Source organism: Amycolatopsis sp. NPDC004079 (assembly GCF_040610415.1).
Taxonomy (GTDB): Bacteria; Actinomycetota; Actinomycetes; order Mycobacteriales; family Pseudonocardiaceae; genus Amycolatopsis; species Amycolatopsis halotolerans.
On the sequence record NZ_JBEXMH010000030.1, the window covers coordinates 78,232 to 94,559 of the forward strand.

General features: G+C 67.7%; 10 protein-coding genes. 7 read left to right on the plus strand and 3 right to left on the minus strand.

Features of this window, described 5'->3' with window-relative positions; translation table 11 throughout:
* The first annotated feature begins 564 nt into the window (after window positions 1–564).
* The gene (locus tag ABZX37_RS27970) at window positions 565–6,741 is read left to right on the plus strand and encodes a PA14 domain-containing protein (RefSeq protein ID WP_354744412.1); all 6,177 of its coding nucleotides are present in this window, start codon (window positions 565–567) and stop codon (window positions 6,739–6,741) included.
* A gap of 546 nt (window positions 6,742–7,287) precedes the next feature.
* Here ABZX37_RS27970 and ABZX37_RS27975 read toward each other — a convergent pair.
* Together ABZX37_RS27975 and ABZX37_RS27980 are read right to left on the minus strand one after the other, a co-directional pair.
* Window positions 7,288–7,944 (minus strand): DUF2637 domain-containing protein, encoded by a 657-nt coding sequence (locus ABZX37_RS27975; protein WP_354744414.1) that lies wholly within the window; start codon window positions 7,942–7,944, stop codon window positions 7,288–7,290.
* Between the two features lie 359 nt (window positions 7,945–8,303).
* On the minus strand, window positions 8,304–8,489 hold the full coding sequence (locus ABZX37_RS27980; protein WP_354744415.1) for a hypothetical protein: 186 nt from the start codon (window positions 8,487–8,489) through the stop codon (window positions 8,304–8,306).
* A 59-nt stretch (window positions 8,490–8,548) separates the two neighbouring features.
* Between ABZX37_RS27980 and ABZX37_RS27985 the strand changes: the two genes are divergently transcribed.
* The 3 genes from ABZX37_RS27985 (at window position 8,549) to ABZX37_RS27995 (ending at window position 11,679) form a co-directional block, all read left to right on the plus strand.
* Window positions 8,549–9,439, plus strand: a complete 891-nt coding sequence (locus ABZX37_RS27985) for a CHAP domain-containing protein (RefSeq protein WP_354744417.1) — start codon at window positions 8,549–8,551, stop codon at window positions 9,437–9,439.
* A 150-nt stretch (window positions 9,440–9,589) separates the two neighbouring features.
* Entirely contained in the window at window positions 9,590–10,282 is a 693-nt protein-coding gene (locus ABZX37_RS27990; protein ID WP_354744419.1) for a helix-turn-helix transcriptional regulator, read from the plus strand.
* 68 nt (window positions 10,283–10,350) lie between these two features.
* A complete protein-coding gene (locus ABZX37_RS27995; RefSeq protein ID WP_354744421.1) occupies window positions 10,351–11,679 on the plus strand; it encodes an amidase family protein in 1,329 nt (442 codons plus the stop codon).
* Between the two features lie 39 nt (window positions 11,680–11,718).
* On the opposite strand, the gene ABZX37_RS28000 is transcribed toward ABZX37_RS27995, so the two are convergent.
* Complete coding sequence (locus ABZX37_RS28000) at window positions 11,719–12,819, minus strand: DUF4037 domain-containing protein (RefSeq protein WP_354744423.1); 1,101 nt, start codon at window positions 12,817–12,819, stop codon at window positions 11,719–11,721.
* A 210-nt stretch (window positions 12,820–13,029) separates the two neighbouring features.
* Between ABZX37_RS28000 and ABZX37_RS28005 the strand changes: the two genes are divergently transcribed.
* The 3 genes from ABZX37_RS28005 (at window position 13,030) to ABZX37_RS28015 (ending at window position 16,315) form a co-directional block, all read left to right on the plus strand.
* Window positions 13,030–13,647: a LysE family translocator gene (locus ABZX37_RS28005; protein WP_354744425.1), complete on the plus strand. Its 618-nt coding sequence runs from the start codon at window positions 13,030–13,032 to the stop codon at window positions 13,645–13,647.
* A gap of 159 nt (window positions 13,648–13,806) precedes the next feature.
* Complete coding sequence (locus ABZX37_RS28010; RefSeq protein ID WP_354744427.1) at window positions 13,807–14,850, plus strand: LacI family DNA-binding transcriptional regulator; 1,044 nt, start codon at window positions 13,807–13,809, stop codon at window positions 14,848–14,850.
* 142 nt (window positions 14,851–14,992) lie between these two features.
* Window positions 14,993–16,315, plus strand: coding sequence for an MFS transporter (locus tag ABZX37_RS28015; RefSeq protein ID WP_354744429.1), 1,323 nt, complete (start codon window positions 14,993–14,995; stop codon window positions 16,313–16,315).
* Window positions 16,316–16,328: the final 13 nt, after the last annotated feature.

Genomic DNA, 16,328 nt, shown 5'->3' on the forward strand with positions numbered 1-16,328 from the left:
CGCGAACGGGAAGCGCGAACGGGCCGTCGAGACGGGCGCGCTTGCCGAGGAGCGGGACCATCTCCGCCACCGTGGGAGAGACGGCCGCAACTGCGCGCCCCCTTGCGGTTTGCTGTGACCATCCCCGCCCGCACGGGGAGGACCTAACTGCAGTTCACTCGAAATCCGCTGCTGTACACGATTCCCGCGCCGCCGGTGGACCGCGTCCAGCCCGGGGTCCTCGCGACGCGGGTGTCACCCGGTCGGCCGCTTGCCGAACCCGTCCGCCGCATGCAGTGGCACTTCTGCGGTGTGACCTGCTGCTTTTACCGCGTCCGAGGTGGTCCGGACAAGAGTGTCCTTGCTCTCGATTTGGGATGTAACGCCGCAATACGGACGAAACGATTATGGGTTCGCATGCCGAAGGAGCTAGCTCTTCCGGGTGTCCCGGCCGACGAGTGCTTCCGGCCGGTGTTGTGCGGTGCTGCCGGTGCCGTGCTTTCGGGTTGGCGCGAGCTGGGTTTCGCGCCGCGGGGAGGGACATTCGTCGTGCGCCGGTTGTCGCGTGCTGCCGAAAAGAGCCAGGTGCTCAGAGCCGTGTTGGTCCTGCTGATCGCGGTGCTGTTGGCCAGCATCACGGAAGCGGTCGCCGCTCCGGCCAAACGAGCGGAGGCTCCGGCGAGGGTCGATCCGCACGATGTCCCGTTCCTGTCCTCGCCGCCGCCGCGTGCTCCGGAGTTGGCGAAGCCGTCGAGCGCGGACTTTTCCGGGCTGTCGCGGTTGGACGGCGGCGCTGGCACGCATTTCGACCCGCAGAAGTCGAAGCCGGTGTCGCGGTCGATGTTCGCGACCGAGTACGAGAACCCGGACGGGACCCGTTCGGTGCGCCAGTCCAATCAGCCGCAGAACGTGCAGGACGACAAGGGTGCGTGGCAGCCGGTCGACACCACGCTGAAGGCCGATCCGGCGACCAAACGATCGGACGCGGACCGGCATCCGCTGAGCCCGTCGCTGGCGGGCAAGGCGGACGATCCGGCGGTGCTGCAGGTCGAGTCGGCCGGGCACACCGCGAGTCTCGCGCTGGATCAGGCCGCTCCCGCGCAGGCCGCGGTGAAGGGCGACTCGGTGACTTATCCCGAGGTGGCCGCGGGCACGGACCTGGAGTACGAGGTCACGCCGGGCGCGGTGAAGGAGACCATCAAGCTGAAGCGCCCGCCCGCGGACGGCCGGTCGAGTTGGCGGTTCAAGCTCAACACCGGCGGCCTGACGCCAAAACTGGACGCCAAGGCCGGCTCGGTTTCGCTGCTGGACAAGGACGGCAAGGCGAAGATCGTGTTGCCGCCGGTGGAGACCTGGGACTCGGCGGGCAACGGCGACACCGCGCCCGCGATGACTGGTGGAACCTATGCCTTGGAACAGGCAGGGAATGACTGGTGGTTGACCGTCGCTGTCGACGCCAATTGGCTGAACGATCCCAAACGGGTGTATCCGGTTTCAGTCGATCCGACGGTGACGTTCGGCGTGCAGTACTCCTACTCTTTCCGGTCTGACGGCAGTGCCTGCACCAATTGCGGTTTGCGGATCGGCAACAGCCAGGCCAGCGGTGACACCTATAACCGTACGGTGGCGCATTTCGACTATGCGCCGTTGTGGGGCAAGACGGTCGTCGGCGCGACAGTTGACGTCACCCGCAACACGAGCGTGGTCGGGTCGGTCAAGACGTGGAACGCGAACCTGTTCCACGCGTCGGACAACAATTTCAACGGTGTCGGCCCGTTCCTGGCCAGCGGGCTGGTGGGGGATGTCGGCTCGTTTTCCAGCCAGGCTCTGACCACGTTCCTGCGCGAGCGGGTCAACGCCCGTGACAGCAACGTCTCGTTCATGCTGACCGGCGCGGAAAACCCCGGGGTCTGGACGTACAAGAACCTCAACGCCACTCTCACCGTTGACACCGGCAGTCCTGCTCCCGCGACGACGTTGGTCGCTCCGGCGGACAACTCGGTGGTCACCACGCTGACTCCGAGTCTGTCGGTCAAGCCGGTCACCGACCCGGATGGCGACGCGGTCAAGTACTGCTTCCGCGTCGCGACCGGATCCGATGCGAGGTCCGGCGTGGTTGTCGAGTCTGGCTGCCTGCCGACTCCGACCTGGACGGTCCCGCCCGGGGTGTTGCAGGACGGTGTCGCCTACACGTGGCAGGCGATGACGTTCAGCGGGTCCACCACGATCACCCCGGCCTGGGTCGGGCATCTGAAGGCCGATCAGCGGATCGGCGACCGGGGCCCGTCCCCGACCGACGAGGCCGGTCCGGTGACGGTGAACCTGGCCAACGGCAACGCGTCGCTGTCGCAGCAGTCCCCGTCGTTCACCACCGTGGGCGGCAATGCGGGGCTGAGTTTCACGTTCAACTCCCAGCAGCGGGAAACCAAGGGGCTCAAGGCTTCCTACTTCGTCGACCTCTCGCACAACGGCCTGATCAGCGACGCCCAGCAGCCCGTGCTGGTGCGCACCGAACCGCAGGTCAACGTCGACTGGGGCACCGACTCGCCGTTCCCGCCCGCGCTGCCCGCGGACTGGTTCGTCACCCGCTGGGAAGGCTTCTTCCAAGCACCGGTCGCCGGGACTTACCAGTTCGCCGGCGTGCACGACGACGGCGCGGTCGTGTGGGTCAACGGCGCGAAGGTCTACGACGTCGGCGTCCCCAGCGACGTCAACTGGACCCAGTCGACCAACGTGACGTTGACCGCGGGTCAGCGGGTGCCGATCAAGGTCGAGAACGCCGAAGCTACCGGCGCGGCGAAGATGCGGCTGTTCGTCCGCACGACCGACAACACCACCGTCGCGCCGCAGATCGTCTCGGCGGACTGGCTGTTCACCAACGACCTGCCCGCGCTCCCGCAGGGCTGGACGCTGTCGGCCGACCTGGACGGGGACGGCTCGAGCTACACCGAAGCCAAGATCACCGACCAGAACATCGTGCTCACTGACGCCACCGGCGCCAAGCACACCTGGACCAAGAAGAGCACCGGCGGCTACACCCCGCCCGAGGGCGAAGACGGCGTCCTCGCCCTCGACACCAGCGGCCTCGTCACCCTGCACGAGGGCGGCGAGGTGTTTACCTTCCGCGCCGACGGCAAACTCGACACCCAAGCGTCGTCGGCCGACTCACGCAAACCCGCCGCGCTGCAGAACATCTACAACGGTGCCCCGTCGCGGCTGGTCCAGATCAAGGACCCGGTGTCCGGCCGTGCGCACACGCTGCACTACAACCGTGCCGGCGACGACTGTTACGGCAGCATCAAGGTCCCGGCAGGGGCGGACGCGCTACCGCCGTCGCAGATGCTGTGCCGCGTCAGCTACTGGGACGGCACCGAGACCGCGCTGTGGTACGTCCAAGGCAGGCTCGCGCGGATCGAAGACCCGGGCTCGGAGAGCAACGACTATCTCTATGACGAAGGCGGCCGCGTCACCGCGGTGCGCAGCCCGCTCGCCGCGGATTGGGTGGCTGCCGATCCGGCTTCGCGGAATCTGATCGACTACTACACGACCATCGGCTACGCCGGGCAGAACGGCAAAACCCAGGTCACCAACGTCACCGAATCCGCGCCTGCACCGGGGCAGCCGCGACCTAAGACGACCTACCGCTACGACCCGGCCAACCGCACCAGCTACACCGACACCGCCGGGCTGACCCCGGCGGTCGGGTTCGCCAGCAAGGTCACCTACGACGATGCCGACCGGACACTGTCCACAACGGACGCGACCGGCAAGGTCTCCAGCCAGACGTGGAGTGTCAAGGATCAGCAGCTGAGTTCCACTGACCCGGCCGGGCGGGTGTCGACCACCCTCTACGACTACGCGGACCGCGCGACCGACAAGTACGGCCCAGCGCCAGCCGCGTGCTTCAGCGGGCAGAGTCCGGTCGCTGCCTGCGCGGCGACTGTCCCGCACCAGCGCACCGGATATGACGAAAACATCAACGGCCTGGCGGCGGCCTTCTACGACAACCCGACCCTGTCGGGCGTGCCGAAGGTTTGGCGCACTGGGATCGGCCCGGCGGACGGCAGCATCAAGAGCTCGTGGGAGTACAGCAACGACGTCGTGCCCGGCCTGAGCGCGGACTCGTTCTCGCTGCGGCTGACCGGTGACATCGTTTTCCCCGCCGCGGGCGACTACAAGCTGCGGGCGAACGTCGACGACGGCATCCGTATGTGGATCGACGACCAGCTCGTCATGGACTACTGGCAGATCAGCAGCCCAGCCTGGCGCGAAGCGACCGTCCACAGCGACGCCGCGGGCCAGGCCAAGAAGATCCGCATCGACTACTACGACAACGGCGGCTACGCCAAGCTCGACCTCAACTGGATCGCCTCCGGCAAAGCCGAAGCGCTCGTCCCAGGCACTGCGCTGCGCCCGCGCTACGGCCTCCAGACGTCCACGACCTCCTCGGAATCCGACGGCGTGCCGGACAAGTTCGCCACCACCAGGTATGACGAAAACGGCCTCGACCCCGTCTACGGTCTTGCCTCGTCTGGCCTGAGCGACCCGGGCGGGCTGAAGATCGCCGGTGCCATCGGGTACGAGCCGCCGGGCACCGGGTATCTGCGCAAGGCGAGCAAGACCATGCCGACTGGGGCGAAGTACAGCTACGCGTACTACGGCGACACCGAGGTCCGCGCCAACCCGTGCGCGGCCGGCAGTCCGGCGATCAACCAAGCCGGGATGCCGAAGGTCACCACCTCGCCCTCTCCCGCGTCCGGGAGCGCGCGCACCGACGAACAGGTCTACGACAACTCCGGGAGGGTGGTCGCGAAGGCGACCAGCGGAGACTGGATCTGCACCGTCTACGACGTGCGAAACAGGCCCTCGCGGATCACCTATCCCGCCAACGCCACCGCCGGGCTGCGGACGGTGACCTACGATTACGCAGTGGACGGTGATCCCCTGACCGCTTCGGTGTCCGATGGTGCGGGCACTGTCGTCACCAAGACGGACTTGCTGGGCCGCACCGTGTCGTACACCGACGTCCACGGCATCCGGACCGACAGCACCTACGACCAGGCAGGGCGTGCCGCCCAAGAGGTGCTCACGCTGCCTAACGCCGCGGACCTGGCGCAAACCAGGACCTTCGGCTACGACGACGCCGGCCGCGTGCTCACCACGAAACTCGGCACGACCGTCCTCGCGACCGCCGCGTACGACGCCGCTGGGCAACTGGCTTCGGCGACCTATTCCAATGGATCATCGCTGGCCGCAGCAGAAAAGGACTCCGCCGGCAGGCCGACGTCGATGACATGGAAGACCAGCGACGGACGACAGGTCGTGTCCGCCGTCTCCCGGACCCGAGCCGGAACGATCTACAAGGAAACCCTCAACGGCGCCGATCCGAACCCCGGCGGCCCCGGCTATCGCTACGACGCGAACGGGCGGCTGACCGAGGCCTACGCATCCGGGCACCATTTCACCTACGACTTCGCCTCAGGCCCCGACCCTGCATGCCCGGCCGGCACGCAGTCGAACGCAGGCCTGAACTCCAACCGCGTCCGATTGCTCGACCAGACCGGGTCCAACACGACCACCACCTCCTACTGCTACGACGCAGCCGACCGGCTCACCGCCACGACCGGGCCCGACCCGATCACCGGCATCGCCTACGACTCCCACGGCAACACCACCCAGTACAGCCAGGGAGCCACCACGACACGGTTCGGCTACGACTCCGCCGACCGGCACCTCGCCTCGTCGACAACCAGCAGCGACCCGGCACAAGCGGCTGCCATCGGATACACCCGAGACGCGACGAACCGCATCGTGCGTCGCGACGCAACCGCAGGCGATCCTCAAACAGGAGTGCTTTACGGCTACACCAGCACAGGGGACTCCGCCGACCTCGCTGTCGCCACGGACAAACGACTGCTCTCGCGCAGCCTTTCCCTTCCCGGAGGAGTGCTGCTCACCATCACCTACCCCAACGGCGTGGAGACTCCTGAGTTCGACCATCCCACCGTCCGCGGCGACATCGTTCTGTCCACCGACAGCGCCGGAAAACAGGCCGGAGGCCTCTACTCCTACGATCCGTTCGGCCAACCGCTGGCCGCCGACGGAAGCCGCGATTCGCAGGCCGTGCCCGCGAACCAGCCCGGAAAGATGACCTACGGCTGGCTCGGGCAGTACCAACGTCCCTACGAGCACGCCGGATCCCTCTCCATCGTGGAAATGGGCGCTCGCGCCTACAGCCCTGTCCTGGGCCGGTTCCTTCAAATCGATCCCGTCGAAGGCGGATCCGCGAACGACTACGACTACGTGATGGCAGACCCCGTGAACAAGACGGACGTCGGCGGTACCAGCGCCATTTCCGACTGGTGGAACGGCATACGGGACCAGGGCTGGTTCAAGGACTCCTCCAACACGCTCTTCTCGGTCGGCGTAGCGAAACTGTCCATCATGGGATGCCGCGGGATGTACACCTGCCCGGCGTCCATTATCGGCGGACTGGCGGGCAACCATATCGGTTCGTGCTTCATTCAAGCAGGGTTCCGCTGGAGCGCCGGATCCTGCTACCGGAGTCCGGGCCAAATGTTTTCTCATTCGCTGAACTTCGCTTTCGCCGGAGTCGCCGGAAAATTGTTCACGGCGTTCAAGAACTGGTTGATGCCGGTCAAGCACAGTGCTGTCCGCAGTAAATGGTGGAAGAAATTGTTCAGTCGCGGGCCGCTGAAAAGATTCTTCAGCATTCGCCCCTGGTATCGAAGGGGAAGGTAATGGCTCGCGATATGCGGAAGACTCGAAAAGAAGTAAAGGTCTACCTTCTCCTGTGTGTCTTCGTCGGGGCACCACTCGTTGTCGTGGCCAGCATTTGGCTGGGAAGATTCCAATGGATATCGGCGATCCTGGACGGAGTTCTGATTGTCGCGAGTGCGGTATTCCTGATCGGAACGAGGCGATGGAAAGGCGCCGACGAGAACGATCGATGACGCCACTATCGCGGCATGCGTCCGGAAAGCCGTTCGAATCTCCGCGCCCGCATCGCGACGGCGCCCGGAACGCCCGGAAATGCCTATTAAAATTTTGCAAACTTTCCAGCTGGATCGAATAGCATTGAATCGGAACTGTTTGCAGCAATTAACAGGAGGGTTCTTGGTTCGAGTCCAGGCAGGGCGCAGATGAGCCTCGCCAAACTGCCGTGGCCAGTCGAGTGCACAGCGGTGAGGACGTCGTCTGACCGCATGCCGCATCCGGAGGTCGCGAGGTGCGCTGATTTCCGAGTTCGATAGCCTGTTGCCCTGAGGGCGAGACGCAGTCCGCCGATCAACTAGCTGTCAACAGCACGCCCTTCTGCTCGTCGGGAAGGGATTCGGTCCTTTCCATGCGCCCGGATCGCTTCCATTCGCGAAGGACGCGACGTCCGCAGTTGTGCGTGCCGGCGACCCTGTCCAATTCAGCCCCGCTCGGAGAACGACCCACGGCGACCTGCTCGACGTAGTAGGTCCACATTCGTTGTTCCGCGGTCAACGCGCGTTCACCGCCGAGACCGCCTGAGGCAGTCCCGGTCTCGCAACCGTCGAAGGGTGCCTCGGTCTCGTCGGGCTCAACCGCTGTCTCGGCAGACTGCTGTTTCAACGCCCGGTTCAGCAACTCCACCGCGAACAACAACGCCACCGGCGGACACGCCGCGACCGCCACCTGCAGCGGTGCTCGCACCGGGACAGCCCCGACGTTCGCCAGCAGCGACATCCCGATCCCGAACACGAACGCCGACCACGCGACCCACCGGCCACGCTCTCGCCCGGCCCGGCGTCGCTTCCAGAGCTCGACCGTGGCGATCGTCAGTAGCCCGTCCACCAGCAACGGCCAGATCGACGCGGTCGAAGGATCAGCACCGAACCGAAGCGCGAACTCGCGGCCATGGCGATACGACGCATACTCGGCACCAACCGCGACCAAGGCAGTGCAGCCGCACTGCACCCACAGAGCCAGCTTCGGAGCAATCTGCCGCCCGATTCTCTCATCGCCACACCGTCCTCACGGCGCGACCGAACATGGGCAAGAACAGTCGCCCAAGGCTGCCCGGATCAGGCGGCATGGCCCGACAGATGCGAGCCCGAGAGCACCGAAACGCGACAACAAGCGATGGCATGCCACGACACCCGGCGCACACCAAACTCGAAGAAAACGACACCGACAGACATCATTCGACACCATCCGAAACCTGGGCAAAACGACTTTTACCCGGCGGGTTCAGGGTTCGAGTCCCTGGCGGCCCACTTTCTGGCCCCAGGTCACCGGTGCCGGCGAACTGGGGTTTTGTGCTGTTCGGACGCGTTTCACCTGACACTGCACTGTCCATTGTGGTCTCCTGTGAGCCTCAGGGCGCGGGCACGGTGCAAAGCGGCCTGCCGGGGGATCGCTGACGCGAGTTTCCGGGCGGCGACTTCCTGGGTGACGTTTGCGTAGATGTCCGTGGTGACCTTCATCGACGACTGGCGGAGGATGTGCTGGATCACCTTCATGTCCACTCCAGCGGTCCCGCCCCGCCAACGCCTGCCTGCTCGCCGGGGTAGCGTAAGCCGTGCCCGAGGATCTGGACTTTTCCCCCTTTTCCGCCCCGGTCGATCCGGCGGCGGTGCTGGCCCACGCGGAGCGGAACGGCGATCGCCCGGGTCGTGACGTGGCCTGTTGTGCGCTCTGGCTGGTTTTTCTTGCCGTCGTCTTCTTCGGGTTGATCAGCGTGCCGCTGAGCATGTACCTCACGCACGCTTATCCGAGCGGCGGGTTCGGCATCCGGATCCTCGGGCTGTCGCCGTTGCTCGTCGGGCTGGCGCTGGTCGTTCCGGTGGTCCGGCTGCTGCGCAAGGACGGCGCTCGGGAGCGGATCAGCCGCTACCGCATCATGCAGTTCGCGGCGCGCAACGGGCTGAGTTATCGCTGGGCCGTCGAGAATCCGGAGCAGGCGGCCGGGATCTTCGCCGTCGGCACCCACCGGGCGGCGGGCGATGTCGTCGTGTTCGACCAGCCGCGTCCGATGGAGTTCGGGTGGTACCAGCATGTCACCGGGACCCGCGAGGTGGCGGCCGAACGCTGGCACTACGCGACCACTCCGCTCGACGCCAAGCTCCCTCATCTTCTCCTGAACTCGCGGGCGAAGCACACCGGCGTCCTGACCGGCGGCGCGAACGACGCACTCGGCCATCCCGACCTCGCCGGCCCCGGCACGACAGTCTTCTCCGTCTCCGGTCCGTTCGGCCGGGCCCGGCAGATCCAGACCATTCTGGACCGCACCCTCTTCTCCCCGGACCTCCTGGACCGGTACACCGCCCGTCCGGTCCACATCGAAATCGTCCAGAACCGGCTGTACCTCTTCGCCCGGAAACCGTTTGTCACCACCGATCCGGACGACTGGCGCTGGATCGTCCGCCTGCTCGTCGACACCGCCGAACGCCTGGAAACCCCGCCCTCCTAACCGCCCGCCGAAGCCACGCCGTCGCGGTGTTCGCCGCTGCCTGAGGTCGGCCTCCTGCGGAACAGCGGCCCCGTACACTTTCGTGCGAGCAGGGAGCCGACGGAGCTGAGCCGTCGTCGCGCTCGCTACTTCGCACCGAAGCGAGGCGGTATGGGCCAGGAGTACGCACTGACGTGCGAAGCGATCGACATTGTCCTCTCGGACTCGCCGCCGACGACGAAGCGCCTGCTGCTGGGCGATGTTCTGCGTCGCATGCTCGGGGCGGACGTCTTCGCGTCTTTCGTCTGCGATTCGTCCGGGCCCTACGCCGATCCGGTTCAGCTCGACCTCGGCGACGACGCGCTTCGCGCCTACCACCGGCATTTCCGGCACGTCGACGACCTGACCCCGAAACTTTTCGCGCGGGGGAGCGCTTCGCGGGTCTCTCCGGCTGTCGGTGTCTCCGCCGAGTTCGTCCAGGACTTCCTGCACCGCGGCGGCATGTATCACGGCATGAACTACTTCCCGGCAAACGCCGGTCCCGGTTCCGTGGACCTGCGGCTGTGGCGGGGCCGCGGCGGCCGCGCGTTCACCGAGGCGGACGCGCGGGTTTTCCGGTCTTTCGGGGACTTGGTCGCCCGGACCTGGCCTCGGCAAGCCCCGTCCGGTCAGAAGCCGCTGTCCAGCCGCGAAGCCCAGGTGGCTGAGCTGGTCGCGGACGGGTACAGCGACAAGCAGATCGCCGCGGTCCTCGGCATCGCGCCGCCGACGTTGCGGACCCACCTGAGCAACGCGTTCGCCAAGACCGGCGCCGCCAACCGCGCGGCCCTGGCGGCGCACCACCTCCGCCATCGTCAGAAATGACGATGGCAGAGACCGCCCGGCGTGCCGAGACTCCCGGGTAAGCCTCATTCGCTGCAAAGGAGCCCCGGATGCCGCTTACCCCGGCGGGCGTCACCGCCCACACCGCTGTCCTCGACACGGTCGAACGACCGGAACCTGGAGACTGGACGCAAACCTGTACTGCCGACGAGATCGCGGACCAAGTGCCGTTAGCGGGCGGGAAGCCGTATCCGCTCGCGGTGAAAGCGAACATCGCGGTGCGCGGACTGCGCCGATCCGCGGGATGCGAGCTCTTGGACGTCAGGCCGGAGGAGGCCGACGCCCCGGTTGTCGCGCTGCTTCGCCGCTCCGGCGCGGTGGTCGTCGGCATGGCGAACATGCACGAACTCGCCTTCGGGATCACCTCGCAGAACGCCTCCTACGGCGCGGTGCGCCTGCCCGGCCGCCCTGGCTATCTCGCGGGGGGATCCTCGGGCGGCAGCGCCGCCGTCGTCGCGCGCGGCCATGCCGAGGTCGCGCTGGGCACGGACACCGGGGGCTCGATCTCGATCCCCGCCAGCCTGTGCGGGGTCGCGGGATTCCGCCCCAGCACCGGACGCTGGCCGAGCGCGGGCATCGTCGGCTTGTCGTGGACGCGGGACACCCCCGGCCTCTTCGCGCGATCGGTGCGACGCCTCGCCGAGATCGACCTGACGATGCTCGGCGGAACAATGGATCCGGACCAGGACTTTCCGCGTCCTCGGATCGGTGTGCCCGCGGGGCTGTTCCGCGACCTGCACCCCGCTACGCGAGCGGCGATCGAGCCAGCCTTGGACGCGCTCGCGGACACCGTCGAGCTGGTGCCGGTGAAGCTCGCGGACATCTGGGAGCTGACCCGTGCGGCGGCGATGCCGATCGTCTGCTGGGAAGCCCGCCGCCTGCTCGGCGACGTCGCCGCCCGCGCCCTGGGCGTGGACCCCGAGCAAGCGTTCGCCCGGCTGGTCGCTGACGTGCGCAGCCCTGATGTCCGGCAGATCCTGGAAACGGAGTTAGAGTCACCGGTGTCGCCCGGCGCGTACGCGATCGCCCAGCGGCAAACCGACCAAGCGAGAGCGAGCTACGCGGAACTGCTGCGCAAACACGCACTGGACGCGCTCGCGTTTCCCACCACGCCCGCACCGGCTCCGCCGGCCGACTGCGACGGGACTGTGGAGCATCTGGAAAGCCGCGTCGACGCTTTCGAGGTCTACACGCGGAACACGACGCCAGGCGCGATGCTCGGCGCGCCCATGGTCACGTTTCCGCTGGCCACCCCCGAGGCAGGCCTTCCGGTCGGGCTGACCATCCAAGGAGCACGGTTCGACGACCGGCGGGCACTGCGCCTTGCCGAAGGAATGGCGGGGACGCTGTCGAACACTGTGGCCAAGCCGCTTGATTGATCGGGAGCGGGATGCCAGCGTCACCGCTGCACGGCTGTCTCACCTCAGGCGGGGTCCGCCGAGCGCTTCGGCTCGGTTGGCAAAGACTGCTTGGGCAAGGCGTCGAGTAAGCGTGCGGGAGCCGAGGGCATCGGTGCTGTCGGCGAATTGGTCGATGGCACCGGTCAGCGGCAAGTCGCGCAGCGCGGGGTCGTGGATGGTCGCGATCAGGGCCGCGGTGAAGCGCTCGGCGTGCAGCACCCGGTAGGGCCGGTCGTGGAACGAGCGCGTGCGGGGGTCGACCGGTTCGGTGAGCCCGGTCTCGTTGTGGAGGGCGGCGACGGCTTCGCAGGCGGCGGCCAAGCGGTGCTCACGCTCGCGCCAGTCGGTCGCCGCCACGGCAGCAGCGAGTATCGGCGCGAGCCGCGTCGCGCGGGGCGAGCGGGCGAACGCGCTGCCGAGCCACTTGCTGTAGGGCGGGTAGACCTGGTTGAGGAGCAGGCACAGGCGCATCAGGTCGCGGGCGAGGCGCGCCGCGATGATCGCCGATCCGAGTTCGTCGCCGACGTCGCCGCAGCGTCCGACGAAGGGTTCTTCCTGGCTGAGGCGTTGCCATTGGCAGGCCAGCAGGTAGCGCCACACGTCGTCGGGATACCAGGCCAGCTGCCGTCGGACAGGGTGAAGCTGGGCCAGGCCATCGTGGAAAACGGCGCCGGCGGTGGCCCCGGCCAGAATTTGGGTGGGAGTGGCCAGCCAGTCGAGCGTGGTGATCTCGGCTCGGGGATCAAAGCCGAGGTAGCCCGTCAGCCAGGCGCCGGGTTCGGCAATCACGACCCCGTGCTGGACGCGTCCGAGCGCGGGCCGCATGTGCCGCGTCCCGTGGTCCCCGGTCGGGACCAAGTTGGTCGGGTAGCCAGCGATCGTGGCGGGCAGTCGCTCGGCGAATACTTCGGAAATCCTGGTGCCGTATTCAGCGAGATCGTCAGGGCGCAGGAAAAGTTGCAGGCGCGGTCCCCAGTCGTGGTCGGTGGAGCGGACGGTGTCGAACCCGAGCACTTCGGAGCCGGCACCGATCAACGCCGCGGTGTGGGTCAGGCCGGGAAAGTGGCGGGACAGCAGGGGATGCACTGCCTCGCGATAGAGGCGGTCCGACAGTTCCACGCCGGAGATATGCGCTGGAGGCACGCGGAGCAGGGTGCCCGACGAAGTGCTCGGCCCGCGACCGGATTTAACGCGGGCGGATCAGTCCGACGCGGCCGGGTCGGGGTGGCCGAGAGCCGCCCGGACGGCGATGTCGCCTACCGGACCAGGGCACCGCCTGCAGCGCGAACAAAGTAGGCGCCGCCGTTCGATGCTGCGAGAGTGGGGCTCATGTTCTTCCAGTTTCTCGCGGCGGCGGGGATTCTCGCGGTGCTGACTGTGGTTCCCGGTCCCGACATGGCGGTAGTGACCAAGCGGGCCATCGCCGGCGGGTGGCAGGACGGTCTGCGGACGGTCGGCGGCATCACCGCTGGGTTGCTGGTGTGGGGCCTCCTCACCGTGGTCGGCCTGGCTGCTTTGCTGGCCGCGTCCGCCACGGCCTACACCGTCGTCAAGCTCGCCGGAGCGGCCTTTCTGCTCGTGCTCGGCATTCAGGCACTGCTCCAGAGCCGAAAGCGCCCTGCACAGTCCGGCCCGGCAACGTCGCCCCCGGGCGGAAACCCGTGGCGGACCGGCCTGATCAGCAACCTCTTCAACCCGAAGATCGCCGTCTTCTACACCGGCCTGCTTCCGACGCTCGCGCCTGCGGGGCTCGCTCCGCAAGCCGGGATGGCGCTGCTGGTCTTGATCCACGCCGTCCTCACCCTCATCTGGCTCGGCAGCTACGTGCTGCTGCTGGCGAAAGCCCGCGCGTTCTTCGAAAAACCGGCCGTGCGCCGAGCCATGCACCGCATCACCGGGGTCGTCCTCATCGGATTCGGCGTCAAGGTGGCTGCCAGCCAGCCGTGACCGCGCCCGCGTCATCCCGGCGCGGGGGAACGAAAACGTGTCGGCCGCAATGGCCGGAGAACAGGCTTCGAGGAGGTCGAGGCCCGCGATCCGCTGCTGACACTGCCTGGCCCTCGGCATAGCAGCCGCGCTCCGCTACAAGGCAGTTACGATCCACAAGTGCCCACAATCAAGGATGTAGCGCGCCTGGCAGGCGTGACCCACGCTGTGGTTTCGCGCATCCTCAACGGCGACAAGGCGTTGCGGGTCCGGTCCGAGACCCGCGAGCGCGTGCTGGCGGCCGCCGCTGAGTTGGAGTACATCCCGCATCACGCGGCGAAGGCGCTGCGCGCGTCTCGAGCCGGTGCGATCGGGCTGGCGGTGCACGACTTGAGCAATCCGGTGTACAGCGAGGTCATCAAGGGCGCGCAGGAGGCCATCAACCGGCATCGCTCGGTGCTCATGCTGGCCGACGCCGCCGAGCTTCACCGGGACGCGGCGACGTTCCGCCGGTTTGTCGCGAGCGATGCGATCGACGCCCTCCTGCTGCTGCCCGCGGGCGACGATTCCGACGCCGCGATCGCGCACTCCGCCTCCGCTCGCATCCCGACGGTTCTGGTCAACGAGCGATCCGCCGAGTATCAAAGCGTCAGCGCCGACGAGCACACGGCCGGAATGCTCGCGGTGCGGCACCTGGCAGACCTGGGACACCGGGAGATCGGCCTGCTGCACTTGGACGGGGCGACGCAGCGCGGCGCGGACCGGGTCGACGGGCATGTCGCGGGGCTGCGGGAGCTGGGCCTCGAACTGGACGACCGCTGGGTCGGGGACGGCGGCCACGAGCCCGAGTCCGGACGGCGCGCACTGCTCCGGCTCGCGGAAAACGGGCCGCTGCCGTCGAGCATTGTCGTGCACAGCGTGCAGGCCGCGGTGGGGGCGCTGATCGCGGCGAGGGAACTCGGCATCGACGTGCCGGGGGAGTTGTCGATCGTCGGGTTCCACGACATGCCTTACGCCGCATACCTCGAACCGGCCCTGACTGTCGTCCGGATGGGGTTGCGCGAGATGGGCGCGGCCGCGGTCGAGACGGCGATGCGGCTGCTCGACGGCCAGACCGTGGACAAGCAGGTCAAGGTCACGGAGCCGGAGCCGCGGATCGTCGTGCGCGACTCCACGGCACCGCCGCGCGCGTCCAGTCCAAGAGGCGGTTCTCCCGCTCGTTGACGGCGGCCGCGAAGCCCCGTCATGCGTCACGAGGGTCCGAGGATGTCTCTTTGCCAAGTTGGTAACACGTGTTACCGTCGCCTCGTTCGTGCTTCCCGGTGCGCTCGCCGGACCGTTCCCCCCACGTCAAGGAAGACGCCTCATGCCGACCTCACCCAGCAGCAGACCGCGCATCGTCGCGGCCGCCGTCGCCGGAAACTTCGTCGAGTGGTACGACTTCGCGATTTACGGCTACTTCTCCGCCGTTCTGGCGAAGGTCTTCTTCCCGGAGAGCGAAGGGTTCGTGGGCCTGCTCGCGACCTTGGCGATCTTCGCGGCCGCCTTCGTCCTGCGGCCGGTGGGCGCGCTGGTGTTCGGGCACCTCGGGGACCGGCACGGCAGGCGCTGGGTCCTGTCCGTCGTGATTCTCATGATGGCGGTCGCCACCGCGTTGATCGGCGTCCTGCCCACCTACGACCAGATCGGGGCGCTGGCGCCGATCGCGCTCACCGTCCTCCGGCTCGTGCAGGGGTTCTCCGCGGGCGGCGAATTCGGGGGAGCGGCGTCCCTGCTGTTCGAGTCCGCCGACCGCCGCCGCAGAGGGTTGATGGGCTCGGCGCAACCCGCGAGCATCGTGGCCGCGCTGGCGGTTTCCGCCGGTCTGGGCACCGCGCTGACCTCGGCGATGAGCGAAGAGTTCCTGCACGGCTTCGGATGGCGCATCCCGTTCTTGCTCTCGCTGCCGCTCGGCCTCGCGGGGTGGTACATCCGGCGCCGGATCGACGAGTCGCCCGCCTTCACCGAGCTGCAGGCGACCGGCACGCTGGAGGAGGCTCCGATCAAGGAGGTCTTCCGCTCGAGCTGGCGCATGATCATCGCGGGCACCGCGGCGATCGTGTCGTGGACGGCGGGCGGTTACGTCACGCTCCAGTTCCTGCCGACGTTCTTCGAAGGCGTCCTGAAGCGGCCGATCAGCCAGGGCCTGACCGCGTCGCTGGTCGGCCTCAGCGCGTACGCGCTGTTCGTCGTCCTCGGCGGCTGGCTGTCCGACAAGTTCGCGCGCTGGAAGGTCATGCTGGCGGGCGCGGTCCTGCTCGCCGTCGTGGCGGTCCCCGGCTACCAGCTGCTCATCGCGGGATCGACCGTCGCGATCGGCGCCGCGGTGCTGTTGTTCGCCGCGTCGCTCGGCCTGGTCGCCGGCCCGACGCCCGCGCTCCTGGCGGAACTCGCGCCGGGCAGCGTGCGGACCTCGTTCCTCAGCATCGTCTACGCGGTGGCGAACGCGGCGTTCGGCGGCGTCGCCCCGTACATCGTGGTGGCGCTCGTGTCGTCCACCGGGTCGCTCCTCGCTCCCGCGTACTACCTCGTCGTGCTGCAGGTCGTGGCGATCGCCGGCCTGGTCGCCGTCGGCATCCATCAGCGCAACCGGGCGCGCAATCCGGAGCCGCGGGCAGCGCGCCCGGCCAGCCCCGTCCATCACGACTGACAGGAGAACCCAG